Here is a 12,406-nt window from a genome sequence, read left to right on the forward strand (position 1 = left end):
GTCCTGCGGGGGTCGGGACCAGCACGATGTGCCGGTCCAGCCCGGTGACACGGTCACCGAGCCGGGCTGCGGGGCTTGCCACGGCGTCTCCTGACGTCGGAACGGACGGACGGACGGGACGGGGCGGGGGGTCAGGGAGTCAGGGAGTAGGTGCGGCCGGAGAACGCGAGCGCCGCCGTGCACTTCTTGCCCTTGGGGTTGGTGCAGTTCACCGCGATCGTCACCTTCTGGCCCTCGGTGAACGTCAGCGGCTCCGTCCAGTGCCACTCCTTCTTGGCGTCCTTCAGGTCGAACCTGTAGAGCAGCTGGTTGTCGCGGCGCAGTTCGACCGTGCCGCTGTCACCGGCGAGGTTCTCGATGTTCAGGTCGCTCAGGGCGAGGATCTGTCCCTTGGCGACGGCGGCGCTCTCGCGCTTGCCGTCGGCCTCCAGCCGGAAGGTGGTGCCGGCCAGGAGGCCGGGGGGCGGGGGGGTGGTCGGCGAGGGCGACGGTGCCTGGGCCGGCGCCGGCATCGAGTACGTACGGCCGGTGAAGGCGACGGCGGGGGTGCAGTTCTTGCCCTTGGCGTTGCTGCAGCTCACCGCGATCGTCACCTTCTGGTTCTCGGTGAACGTCAGCGGCTCCGTCCAGTGCCAGTCCTTCTTGGCGTCCTTCAGGTCGAACTCGCGCAGCACCTCGTTGTCACGGCGCAGCTGGAGCGTGCCGCTGTCGTCGGCGGCGTTGACGATGTTCAGGTCGCTGACGGTCAGGACCTGCGACTTGGCCACCGGGTCGCCGGCCGTCACCGCGTACTTCCCGTCGGGTGCGGTGTTGGCCGTCAGGTTGAACGCGGCGGGCTTCACGTCGTCGGAGAGGGCGGGCGGGGGCTCCTGCTGGGTGCCGTCGGGGTTGGTCTTCCCCGGAGCGACGGATACCCCCGGGGCGACCTGGCCGGTGCCGCCCTTGGCCTCCTCCTTGCCCTTGCCCGTGCCGCCCCCTGCGCCGTCCTTGGCGTTCTTCTCCTCCTTGCCCTTGCCGGTGGCGGCGGGGCTGTTCGACGGCCCGGACGACTTGCTCGGGTCGGACTTCTTGTCCTGGCTGCTGGCGACGTCCTCCTTGAGCATCGTGTCGCGGGTAGGAGTCAGGAGGGTGGGGACGAGGAAAAAGGCCACCGCGGCGGCGCCGGCGGCGAGCAGCAGTGCCTTGGGAGCCCAGGGCGCCAGCATGGCGGGCTGGACCAGCGATCCGGCGGCCTCGGTGCGGACCCCCTCGCCCTTGGCCTGGATCCGGTACACGTGCGTACGCTGCTCCCCGCGCAGGAACCGGCTGCGCGGTACGAGGCGGTAGGACACCACGCGGGTGGTGCCGCCCTCGACGGTCACCGGGGTCCGGGGGAAGCGGAAGCGCAGCTTTCCGTCGTCGTCCGCGCCCGTGAGGCGCAGCGTCACGGGGGCGTTGCCCAGGTTGTCCACGGCGATGCGGCCGCGGGCCGAGCGGCTGCCGCGCAGGGTCCGGGAGATCAGTTCCGTCTCGACCTCGTGGTACGCGCCGACCTCGACGACGCCCTCGACGATCGCCGAGCGTTCGGTGTCCTCCTGGGACATCGCGCGCAGCGCGTATCCCGTCCGGCCGCGTGGGGCCCCGGCCTTGCGCGGGGGCGAGAAAACGATCTCCACGGTCTCGACCTCGCCCGGGAAGACCCGCACCTCCGAGGTGGACACCTTCGCCCAGTCCTTGGCGTCGCCGAGGACGTCGAGGTGGATGCTGTCCACCACCGTGCCGTCGTTGAACAGCTTGACGGTGCAGGAGGCGGACTCGCCCGGTTCGACTTCGGTGACGTCCTCGCTGAGGGTGGCCACGACTCCCATGGACGTTGTTCTCCTTCGGATCTCCCGCACGAGGTCCTTCGCGCGGCGGGTCGACGGTTGGACGGTTCGGGCCTGGAACGGACGGCCGGGACGGACTAGATGAAGCCCTCGCGGATCGCGTAGGCGACGGCGTGGGAGCGGTTGCGCAGGTGGAAGCGGCTGGTGACGTCGTGCAGGGTGTTCTTGACCGTCCGCTCGGAGTACGCGAGCTTCTGGGCGATCTCCTGGGTGCCGTAGCCCGTGGCGACCAACCGCAGCACCTCGGTCTCCCGGCTGGTCAGGCCGGAGAGACCGATGCCGCGCGGTGCCAGGACGTGGTGCTGGAGGCTGGCGACCTGCTTGAGCAGCCGGCCCAGCAGGTCCGGCGGGACCACGCCGGCCCCGCGGCACACGGAGGTGACGACCTGCACCAGGCGGTCCGGGGTGGCCTCGGCACGCCGCAGCAGGCCGGCGACCCCGGCCTCGGCCGCGGCGATCACACCCTCCTCGTCGAGGTTGCTGGCCACGATCACGACCCGTTCGACCCGGGACGCGCGCATGGTGCGCAGGAGCTGGAGGGCGCTGGTGTCGACACGCTCGACGGCGAGGAGACCGACCGTGCTGGGGTCGATCTGCCGCTCCTCCACCACCCTCAGCTCGGGGCGGCGCCGGATCGAGGCGACGAGCCCGGTCTCGGACAGCGGGTCCGACGCCTTGATGTGTACGCAGATTGGCTCGGCCATGAAGAAGGCTCCTCACGAAGGGTCGTTCGGCGGTGTCCCCCGGCCTCGCAGGGTCGGCGCATCGCGCATGACACCCGTCCGCGGTGACGAGGTCGCCCGGTGGGCCGCGCGTCGATGGCAGTCGCAGGGCGGCTTCTTCCCGAAGAGGCACCGACAGTCTCGCGCGCTCTGCCCTAACGGCGGGTTAGCGGAACGGAATCGGTGTCTCAAAATCCTTCCGAATCGGGCGCTTCAGGGCATCAAATGGGCTGAGCGGGGGCGGCCGATCGGGGGGCACGGGTTCCCCCGGTGATTAGGACCATCGACGAGACCGTTCCGCCGGGAAGGGCGCTCAGACTGGACGACGGATCACCGGCCGACGGTGTCCCCTTCCCAGGGTGCCACCGCCGCTCCGCCGTGCCGGGATGGCCTTCGGCGTGAATGTGCAAAAGTAAAAACGGGTTCCACCGTCGGACCGCCGGCCCCGCTGCGCGGTCCGCCGCCCGACGGGAACCCCCTCAGACCGGAGCTGACGTGTCCACACCTTTCCGTTCCCGACGCCGGGTCCTCGGCGCCCTCGCACCGCCCTCCGGCCGCACTCCCGTCCTGGGCCGTCTGAGCGTCCCCACCAGGATGCTGGCCGTGCTGCTGATCCCCCTGATCGCCGCCGTGGTGCTCGCGGGCCTGCGCGTGGGCGACTCCCTCGACCAGCGGGACCGCTACGACCGGCTGCACCGAATAGCCCAGCTGAGCCAGTCGGGCACCACGCTCCTGAACGACCTCCAGCGGGAACGCGATCTGCTGATCGACCCCCAGGCCAAGGACGCCGCAGGCGCCGGAGCCCTCCAGTCCCAGCAGGAGCGCACGTCGGTGGCCGCGCAGTCCTTCGTCGAGGCCGCCCGGAAGATCCCCTCGTCCAACCGGCTCGACGAGCACATCAAGGCGATCGAGGGCGCCGTGGGCACGTTGGCCGCACTGCGCCAGCAGGCCGACAAGCTCAGTGCCGGCCAGGTCAACTCCGCCTATCTGCGGGTGCTGATGCCGGTCATCGGCGTCAACAACGAACTCGCGGGCGACCTCGACCAGTCGTACTCGCCGGGCTGGGCGACGTACACCCTCGCCCTGGACACCGCGATGACCTGGAGCGAGCGCGCCCTGATCTCCAACGCCGCCCGCAGCGGCGCCCTCTCCCACGAGCTGCGCGCGGCGCTGCTGTCCTCGGCGCGGCTCCAGGAGATCGCGGCGCAGGAGTTCCGGCTCAACGCGATGGCCGCCGACACCGCCACCTACAACCGGCTGGTCGACAGCCCCGACGTGGCGGCGGCGAACGAGGCCGTGAAGGCCGTCGGCGCCGCCCCGACGGAGAAGCTGTCGGCCGGTGCCCTGCCCCCCAACTGGTACCAGGCCTTCACCAAGAAGATCACCGATCTCCAGCAGCTTCAGTCGACGGTGGGCCAGCGGCTGGTCGACGACTTCGCCCAGAGCCGCAGCGACCAGGAGTCCCAGGCCTACGAGGACCTCTTCGTCGCGCTGCTGATCCTGGCCGCCGCGCTGCTGCTGGCCTACTTCGTCTCCCGCTCCATCCTGCGCGGCCTGCGCACCCTGGAGTCCTCCGCCGTGGAGGTGGCCGAGAACCGGCTGCCGGCCGCGATGAACGCCCTGACCTCGGGCAAGGCCCGGGACGCCGAGCTCCACGTGGCCTCGGTCGCCGGGACCGGCCGCGACGAGTTCGCCGCGGTGGGCCGCGCCGTGGACCGGCTGCACCGCGAAGCGGTACGGCTGGCCGCCGGTCAGGCCCGGCTCCGCGAGAACGTGGCCGCCATCTTCCGCAACCTCGCCCACCGCAACCAGTCCCTGGTCCAGCGCCAGCTGCGCCTGATCACCGACCTGGAACGGGACGAGCCCGACCCGCAGCAGCTGGCGCGGCTGTTCCAGCTCGACCACCTCGCGACCCGGATGCGCCGCAACAGCGAGAACCTGCTGGTGCTGGCCGGGGCCGAGCTCGGCTCCCGGACGGTCGGCCCGATGCTGCTGCACGACGCGGTCCGCTCGGCCATCTCCGAGGTGGAGCAGTACCAGCGCATCGTCGTGCACACGCTGCCCGAGACGGCGATCAAGGGCGAGGCCGTCCGCGACGTCGTCCACCTGATCGCCGAACTCCTGGAGAACGCGGTGTCGTTCTCCAGCCCGCACACGGACGTGACGGTCGACAGCCAGCGACTGCCGGACCGGCGGCAGGTCCTGGAGATCTGCGACCGCGGCATCGGGATGAGCCCGGAGCAGCTGGCGGAGGCCAACCGCATCCTGGTCGAGGGGCCGCAGCTGGACGTGAGCATCTCCGAGCAGCTCGGTCTGTACGTGGTCGGCACCCTCTCCCAGCGCCACGGCATCAGGGTGACCCTGCGCGCCTCCTCGCCGGGCATCTCCACCCTGGTGATCCTCCCGGCGGAGCTGATCCACACCGGGGCGGTCCCCGGCCACGGGCCGCAGCCGGCCGACCGCCACGTCCCGGCGGGACCGGCCCTGGGCCCGGGCGGCTCCGGCGGCTCCGGCGGGCAGAGCGGTTCCGGCACACCGGCCCTCGGCTCGGGCGGGCCGGCCGCCCCGTCGGCCCCTTCGGCCCCGCCCGTCCCGCAGGCATCGCCGGCACCGGCCGCGCCGGCGGGTCCCGCGGAGCCGGCGCTCGACCCGGGGCCGGTGCCCGTGGGCCCGTACCCCTCCGGACCGCCGCTGCGGCCGGTGCCCGGCCCGGGCTCGGCGACCCCGGCGGTGGACCCGGTCGACCCGCCCACGGCGCCGATCCCCATGATCCCGGCCGCGCCGTCCGCACCGGCCGCGCCGTCCGGCGTCCGGGCGCAGCAGCGGCCGTGGCCGGGCGGACCGGGCGTCGGCGGCGGGGAACCGGACGGCGGTCCGCGGTCCCCGGGCGCGCCCGTGCCGCCGACCTCGCCCGCCGCCCTGCCACGGCGGGTGCCGCAGGCCCATCTGATACCCGGCGCGCTGGACACCACGCCCGGCGGAACGGGCCCGCGCGATCCGGAACAGGTGCGCTCCCGGCTGAGCGGCTTCCAGAGCAGCTCGGTCCAGGAGCCGGACGGGAGGCCGGAGCGTGACTGACCCGACGGCCCCAGGGCACGGTGAACTGGACTGGCTCGTCGCCCGGTTCGCCGAGGAGAACCCCTACGTCGAACAGGCCGCGGTCGTGTCCAGCGACGGGGTCCTGCTCGCCCACAGTGCGCGGGGCGATGCCGCCCGGGCCGAGCACCTGGCCGCCCTCACCTGTGGCATCACCGCCCTGGCCCTGAGCTGCGCGGAGGTGGCCCAGGGCGGCGGGGTCCGGCGCACGCTGGTGGACCTGCACCGCGGCTGTCTGCTGCTGTACTCCCTCAGCGAGGGCGCTCTGCTGGCCGTGCACGCGGCCGACGGCTGTGACCTCGCCCTGCTCGGCTACCAGAGCACCCGGCTGGCCCGGCGGGCCGGGGCCGCCCTCACCCCGGCCCCGCGCGGCGGGGCCCACGGCCGGCCGGCCCCGGCCCACCCGGTGCCCGCCCGCCCGGTTCCGGGCGCCCTGGCCTGGGATCCACGATGACGGACACGACGGCAGGGGCACCCGCGCAGTGGTCCGGCGCCGGTGCGATGCCCGAGGAGTTCCCGATCGGGCCGCGCCCCTACGCCGTCACCCGCGGCCGGACGCAGCCGTCGTTCCACCTCGCGGTCGAGCTGCTGGTCGTCGCCGTCGTGCCGGTGGTGCCCGTACCGGGCGGCCATCCGGCGCAGGCGGCGGTGGCCGGCCTGCCGCCGGAGCACCGGGACATCCTCGGGCTCTGCCAGAACCCGCTGTCCGTGGCGGAGATCGCCGCCCACTCCCGGCTCGCCCTGGGAGTGGCCCGGATCCTCATCGCGGACCTGGTGGAGAGCGGGCTGGTCCACCTCCACGGCCAGCAGAACGGACCGGACGGGCAGCCCGACATGCGGCTGCTGGAGAGGGTGCTCGGTGGACTACGCAGCCTCTGACCCCTCCGCCGCCGCCGACCCCGCCGCTCGAGCACTGCCCGGCGACGGCCGCACCGCCTCGGCGAAGATCGTGGTCGCCGGGGGGTTCGGTGCGGGGAAGACGACCACGATCGGCGCCGTCAGCGACATCCCGCCGTTGCGCACCGAGGCCCGGATCACGACGGCCTCCCAGGGGATCGACGACCTCACCCACGTGCGCGAGAAGTCGACCACGACGGTGGCCATGGACTTCGGCCGGGTGTCCCTCGCCGACGACCTCGTGCTCTACCTGTTCGGTACGCCCGGCCAGGACCGGTTCTGGTTCATGTGGGACGACCTGGTGCAGGGCGCGATCGGCGCCGTCGTCGTCGTCGACACCCGGCGGCTGGCCGACAGCTTCGGCCCGGTGGACTACTTCGAGGCTCGCGGCCTGCCCTTCGTGGTCGCGCTGAACGCCTTCGACGGCCACAGTCCGTACACCCCCGAGCAGGTCAGGCAGGCGCTCGGCCTGGGCCTGGCGGTGCCGGTGCTGCTGTGCGACGCCCGGCGGCGTACGGACGTGGTCCCGGTGCTGATCAGCGTGGTCGAGCAGGCACTGCTGGCGCACTGCCGTACGGACGGCGCGGTGTGACCGGACGATCGGCGTGACCGGACGGCTGCCTCGCCCGCTGCCCCGACGTCTCTGGCCGCGGGGCGCGAAACCCCGGTGTCATGGGACGTCCGTTTCGTCCACCGCAGGGGAGGCCACCACCGATGGGACGGCACGGCACCGCACGGCGCGGAAGTGACCACCGCCGCCGGGGTCCCGACCGCGGCCGGCGCAGGCCGCGACGGCGACGCGGGCTGAAGATCCTCGCGTGGACCACGGGCCTTCTGGTGCTGACCGGGGGCGTCGGTGCGTACGCACTGGTCCGGCACCTGAACGGCAACCTCAAGAGCGTCGACATCGACGCCGAGCTGGGCAAGGACCGCCCGGCGGCGTCCGACAACGGCGCGATGAACATCCTGCTGCTGGGCTCGGACAGCCGCCGGGGCATCACGGCCGCGGGCGCCTCCGACCCGGGGCGCTCCGACACGGCGATGGTGCTCCACGTCTACCCCGGCCGGCAGCAGGCGGCCCTGGTGTCCATACCCCGCGACACCCTCGTCACCCGCCCGACCTGCACCACCCCGACGGGTGCCACGGATCCCGGCGGGCCCCGCAAGATGTTCAACGCGTCCTTCTCCGTGGGCGGTCCCGCCTGTGCGGTGAGCACGGTGGAGAAGCTGTCGGGGCTGCGCATGGACCACTACCTCGAAATCAACTTCGGCGGCTTCCAGAAGGTCATCGACGCCCTCGGCGGGGTCGACATCACCACCACCAAGCCGCTCAAGGACCGCGCCAGCGGCGTCGACCTCCAGGCCGGCACCCACCACCTGAACGGCGAGCAGGCGCTGGCCCTGGTCCGCACCCGCGACGCCGTCGGCGACGGCGGCGACCTGGGCCGCATACAGCTCCAGCAGGCCTTCTTGAAGTCCCTGCTGAAACAGGTGAGCAGCGCCGGCCTGCTCGCCAACCCGGCGCGGCTGTTGACCGTGGCCGACACCGCCACCAAGGCGATGACCACCGACAGCAAGCTCGCCGGTGCCACGGCCCTGGTCGGTCTCGCCTCCGACCTCAAGGGCCTGAGCTCCTCGGGGCTGCAGACCCTCACCCTCCCGGTCCGCCAGGACACGCAGGACATCAACCGGGTGACACCGCTGCCGACCGAGTCCCAGCAGGTCTGGGACGCGCTGCGGACTGACCAGCCGGTGCCGAAGTCGGCCACGGCACGCTCGATGGCCGACAAGGGCCCGGCGGGCTCGGTCGTCACCCCCTGACGGCCGCGGGCCGGGTCGTCACTCCCTGACGGCTCCCGTCCCGGCCTCGGTGCCGGCCTCGGCCTCGGTCCCTGTCCCGGCCTCGGCCCGGAGCGGGAGGTGCACCTCGACGACGGTGCCGGTGGGGGTGTGCGGGCGGACGCTGAGGGTCCCGCCGACCTCTTGGAGGCGCAGGTGCTGCGAAGCGATGCCGATGTGCCCCTGCGCCAGGCGGTCCTGGAGGACGCTCGTCGGCAGCCCGATCCCGTCGTCGGTGACCGACAGCTGGGCCTCGTCCCCGTACGTGTCGAACCGGACCACCACGTGGCGGGCCTGGGCGTACTTGACGGCGTTGGTGAGGAACTCCTGGGCACAGCTGTAGAGCAGCCGGTCGGCGTCGGAGCCCGCGGAACGGGCATTGCCGACCACCTCGGTCGAGAACTTGCCGCGCTCGCCCGCCCGCTGGGCCAGTCCCTGGAGCGCCTGCTTCAGCCCCGCCTGGTCCAGGACGGAGGGGTGCAGTTCGGTGACGGAGGAGCGCAGCTGCCGGGCGGCGTCCCGCAGGGCCTCGTCCGCCCGGGCCAGGGCCTCGTGCGGGGCCGCCTCGGCGGCCTCGTCCACGTCCAGCCGGGCCGCCAGCACGCTCTGCAACGGCCCGTCGTGCAGGGACTCGGCCAGGACACGGCGGTCCCGCTCCATGATCGACAGGGTGGTGGCGAGCATCGAGGCACGGCCGTGGGCCAGCCCGGCGATGTGCAGGACCCGCTGCTGCTGGATCCGTGACAGCAGCACCGCCGCGATGCTGACCAGGGCCAGTGTGATGGTGTGTCCGATGGTGTGGTGGAGGCTGTGGGGGTTGGCGATGTTGCTCAGGTTGGCGTCGAGGCCGTAGAACGCGGTGGCGAGGCCCCCGGTGACCGCCGTCACCACGGGCCGCAGCTGGAAGGCGGTCATGATGACGACCATCAGCAGCCAGTCCGAGATGAACGGGTTCTTCCAGTCCGGGTCGTTGACGTAGCCCGTCACGGTGAGCAGCAGCGCCATGAGCGGCAGGTCCACCACCGGCACCGCCCAGGCGATGTGCCGCGCCGCGCCCTCCCGCCAGGCGAGGACGAGCATCGCGGCGGCGTAGACGGCGTAGACGAACAGGATGAGGTAGGCCTGGCCGCTGTGCCTCGGGGGGAAGAGCACGGTCTCGGCGACCGCGGCCCCGAGCAGGCCGAGGCGCAGCAGGCCTTGGCGCTGGAGGGCGCGCAGCTGGAACCTGGCGAGCACGCTGCTGATCTCGTCGTCCCCGGCGGCGCCGGGGAAATCGTCCGGGCCCGGCCGCAGGCGCGAGCGGAGCCCGGCCCGGGCCCGTCGGAGGCCGTCCCTCGTACGGGTGGGGTCGGCGGCGCCGGAGACCCCGCCGCCACCCTTTTTCAGCCCTTTTGTCCGCTGGTTCACACGGTCCAGTATGGCTGCCCGCCCCGTGACGGAGAGTGCCGGTGCGCGTCCGTAGGGTCGGTGCTGCCGCCAGGGGCACCGGCCGGACCTACGCGCCGGGCCGCGGGCCGGTCGGCGGAAGCGGGCGGGGGCCCGCGGGCGGGACCGGGCGCGGGCCCGCCGGCCGGGCCGGGCGGACCGGGTGCGGCCGGGGCACGACCCGGACCTCGGACGGCGGCTGCGGAACCGGTCCGAGCGCGGGCGCCAGGCCCGCCGTGAGGACGACCTCCAGGGCCGGCCGCGCCGGCACCCCCAGCCCCGCGAAGACCCCGGCGAGTTCGCCGGGACCGTCGGCGACGGGCGCGGTCACCAGGTGCACCGGCCCGCCGGCCACCAGCTCCGGTCCGGCCACCTCGGCGGGCAGCACCGGTTCCGCGCCCAGCGAGGCGAGGGCCCGGTCCAGCAGGGCCAGCCGCTCGGCGGCGGTCGGGGCCCACGACCACACCAGCCAGCGCGTGCGGTAGCGGCGTACGGGGGCCCGGCGGCCGACGACGCGCCCCTGGTGGTCGCGCACCCCCACGCTGTCCACGGCCTGGACCTGGTCGGTGGCCGTGACCTGGAAGAGGTGCACCCCCAGGCCCCGCGGGCCGCCGTGCAACCCCCCGTCCGGCCCCGGCGCCTCGGTCAGGGAAGCGGGGGGCGGCTCCGCCGTGACGGTGCCCCGGCCGGCCAGCGCGGTCTCCAGGTGGCCGCGCAGCGCGGCCGAGCAAGCGTGCAGCATGCCGCGAGTATGCCCGGGGCTCCGCCCGTCCCGGGGCGGCCATGGCGCGGCCCGGCCGGCCCCGGCGGGTGGCGGCGTGCCCGACGGCCTGGCACCCGGGCCGATCGGCCGAGCCGATCAGGCCGGGAGGTCGGTCCGACCGGACGTCCGATCGGCGCTGCCCGCGAAGCCCTCGAATTGCGAGAGTCGCACGTACCAGAGCGTCCAGCAGCAACACCGCAACGACCGGAGGTCCCATGCCCAACTACCTCTCCCCTGGCGTCTACGTCGAGGAGGTGTCCTCGGGTTCCAAGCCGATCGAGGGAGTCGGGACCGCCGTCTGTGCGTTCGTCGGCTTCGCCGAGAAGGGCCCGGTGGACACGCCGGTCCTGGTGACGAACTGGACCCAGTTCGTGGGCCACTTCGGCGAGTTCAGCGAGGGCTCCTACCTGGCCCACAGCGTGTACGGGTACTTCCTCAACGGCGGCGGCAGCGCCTACGTGGTCCGCATCGAGGCCCCGCAGGGCGAGGAGAGCGAGGCCGTCGCGGCGGGCGCGGTCCTCACCGGCCCGGGCACGGCCCGCCGCAAGGTGCTGGGCGTACGGGCCCTGGCCGCCGGCGCCGAGGGCAACGGCCTGGTCGTGGAGACCACCGCCGGTGAGGGCGAGACCTTCGGCCTGGTGGTCAAGCGCGGCAGTCAGGTGCTGGAGACCTTCGAGGGCCTCACCGCCGGCAAGGGCGCGCGGTCCGCCGCCGAGGTGGTGCGCCGCGAGTCGCGGCTGATCTCGGTGCAGCAGCTGGAGGCCGCCGTGCCCGCCGCGGGCACCACCGCCCTGACCGGCGGCGCCGACGCGACCGGCGCGGCCGGCCCGCTGAACCCGCAGACCTTCGTCGGCTCCACCGCGGACCGTTCGGGCATCGCCGGCCTGGAGGCCGTGGACGAGGTCACGATGCTGGCCGTGCCGGACCTGATGTCCTGCCTGCGCGCCGGTCTGCTCGACCGCGACGGCGTCAAGGCCGTCCAGCTCGCCATGATCGCGCACTGCGAGCTGATGGGCGACCGGGTCGCGGTTCTCGACACCCCGCCGGACCTCAACGCCCAGCAGGTGCAGGCCTGGCGGGTGGAGGAGGCCGGCTACGACTCCAAGTACGCCGCCCTGTACTGGCCCTGGGTCAACGTCCTCGACCCGGTCACCGGCAAGCCGTCGCCGCTGCCGCCGAGCGGCCACGTGGCCGGTGTGTGGGCCCGTAGCGACGGCACGCGCGGGGTGCACAAGGCGCCCGCCAACGAGGTGGTGCGCGGGGCGCTGTCCATGGAACTGGCGATCACGCCCCGGGAGCAGGACCACCTCAACCCGCAGGGCGTGAACTGCATCCGGGCCTTCCCCGGCCAGGGCATCCGCATCTGGGGCGCCCGTACGCTCAGCAGCGACCCCGAGTGGCGCTACCTCAACGTGCGGCGGCTGTTCAACTACGTGGAGAAGTCCATCCTCTCCGGCACGAACTGGGTGGTGTTCGAGCCGAACGACCCCAAGCTCTGGGACTCGGTCAAGCGGACGGTCACGATGTTCCTGCGCGGGGTGTGGCGCGAGGGCGCCCTCTTCGGGCGGACCCCGGACGACGCCTTCTACGTCAAGTGCGACGCGGAGAACAACCCGTCCGAGGCGCGTGACCAGGGCATCCTCACGGTCGAGATCGGTATCTCGGTGGTCAAGCCGGCCGAGTTCGTCGTCTTCCGGATCTCCCAGTTCGCCGACGGCGCCTCGCTCGACGAGTAGCGGGCGAGCGGGCCGGCCCCTTGCGTAGCCCTGTTCACGCACCCCGTCCGCGCCCCCCTCCGC

Annotated in this window: 10 protein-coding genes; 6 read left to right on the plus strand and 4 right to left on the minus strand. The window is 73.4% G+C overall.

The window, feature by feature from the left end; all coding sequences use genetic code 11:
* Positions 1-131: 131 nt before the first annotated feature.
* Both EF918_RS37185 and EF918_RS24180 read right to left on the minus strand, forming a co-directional pair.
* Positions 132-1,847 (minus strand): hypothetical protein, encoded by a 1,716-nt coding sequence (locus tag EF918_RS37185; RefSeq protein ID WP_185921895.1) that lies wholly within the window; start codon positions 1,845-1,847, stop codon positions 132-134.
* A 95-nt stretch (positions 1,848-1,942) separates the two neighbouring features.
* Positions 1,943-2,569 (minus strand): response regulator transcription factor, encoded by a 627-nt coding sequence (locus EF918_RS24180; RefSeq protein ID WP_125650407.1) that lies wholly within the window; start codon positions 2,567-2,569, stop codon positions 1,943-1,945.
* A 513-nt stretch (positions 2,570-3,082) separates the two neighbouring features.
* Here EF918_RS24180 and EF918_RS24185 point away from each other — a divergent pair.
* The 5 genes from EF918_RS24185 (at position 3,083) to EF918_RS24205 (ending at position 8,401) form a co-directional block, all read left to right on the plus strand.
* The gene (locus EF918_RS24185) at positions 3,083-5,665 is read left to right on the plus strand and encodes a nitrate- and nitrite sensing domain-containing protein (RefSeq protein WP_185921896.1); all 2,583 of its coding nucleotides are present in this window, start codon (positions 3,083-3,085) and stop codon (positions 5,663-5,665) included.
* A complete protein-coding gene (locus tag EF918_RS24190; protein WP_125650411.1) occupies positions 5,658-6,137 on the plus strand; it encodes a roadblock/LC7 domain-containing protein in 480 nt (159 codons plus the stop codon). The genes EF918_RS24185 and EF918_RS24190 overlap by 8 nt, the downstream gene beginning before the upstream one ends.
* Entirely contained in the window at positions 6,134-6,562 is a 429-nt protein-coding gene (locus EF918_RS24195) for a DUF742 domain-containing protein (RefSeq protein WP_125650413.1), read from the plus strand. The genes EF918_RS24190 and EF918_RS24195 overlap by 4 nt, the downstream gene beginning before the upstream one ends.
* 34 nt (positions 6,563-6,596) lie before the next feature.
* Positions 6,597-7,172, plus strand: a complete 576-nt coding sequence (locus EF918_RS24200) for an ATP/GTP-binding protein (RefSeq protein ID WP_125650423.1) — start codon at positions 6,597-6,599, stop codon at positions 7,170-7,172.
* 245 nt (positions 7,173-7,417) lie between these two features.
* The gene (locus tag EF918_RS24205) at positions 7,418-8,401 is read left to right on the plus strand and encodes an LCP family protein (RefSeq protein WP_312847859.1); all 984 of its coding nucleotides are present in this window, start codon (positions 7,418-7,420) and stop codon (positions 8,399-8,401) included.
* Between the two features lie 18 nt (positions 8,402-8,419).
* On the opposite strand, the gene EF918_RS24210 is transcribed toward EF918_RS24205, so the two are convergent.
* Together EF918_RS24210 and EF918_RS24215 are read right to left on the minus strand one after the other, a co-directional pair.
* Positions 8,420-9,826 carry a sensor histidine kinase gene (locus EF918_RS24210; protein WP_125650417.1) on the minus strand — a complete coding sequence of 469 codons (1,407 nt, stop codon included), beginning with the start codon at positions 9,824-9,826 and terminating at the stop codon, positions 8,420-8,422.
* 88 nt (positions 9,827-9,914) lie between these two features.
* The gene (locus EF918_RS24215) at positions 9,915-10,586 is read right to left on the minus strand and encodes a Pvc16 family protein (RefSeq protein ID WP_125650419.1); all 672 of its coding nucleotides are present in this window, start codon (positions 10,584-10,586) and stop codon (positions 9,915-9,917) included.
* 236 nt (positions 10,587-10,822) lie between these two features.
* On the opposite strand from EF918_RS24215, the gene EF918_RS24220 reads away from it, so the two are divergent.
* Positions 10,823-12,343 (plus strand): phage tail sheath family protein, encoded by a 1,521-nt coding sequence (locus EF918_RS24220; protein ID WP_125650421.1) that lies wholly within the window; start codon positions 10,823-10,825, stop codon positions 12,341-12,343.
* Positions 12,344-12,406: the final 63 nt, after the last annotated feature.

The organism is Streptomyces sp. WAC06614 (assembly GCF_003949795.1).
Taxonomy (GTDB): Bacteria; Actinomycetota; Actinomycetes; order Streptomycetales; family Streptomycetaceae; genus Streptomyces.

What these genes read in the sequence shown, in the direction of transcription:
- EF918_RS24215 (WP_125650419.1), bottom strand. Translation starts at nt 10,586, where the DNA reads ATGCTGCACGCTTGCTCGGCCGCGCTGCGCGGCCACCTGGAGACCGCG.
- EF918_RS24195 (WP_125650413.1), top strand. Translation starts at nt 6,134, where the DNA reads ATGACGGACACGACGGCAGGGGCACCCGCGCAGTGGTCCGGCGCCGGT.
- EF918_RS24180 (WP_125650407.1), bottom strand. Translation starts at nt 2,569, where the DNA reads ATGGCCGAGCCAATCTGCGTACACATCAAGGCGTCGGACCCGCTGTCC.
- EF918_RS37185 (WP_185921895.1), bottom strand. Translation starts at nt 1,847, where the DNA reads ATGGGAGTCGTGGCCACCCTCAGCGAGGACGTCACCGAAGTCGAACCG.
- EF918_RS24220 (WP_125650421.1), top strand. Translation starts at nt 10,823, where the DNA reads ATGCCCAACTACCTCTCCCCTGGCGTCTACGTCGAGGAGGTGTCCTCG.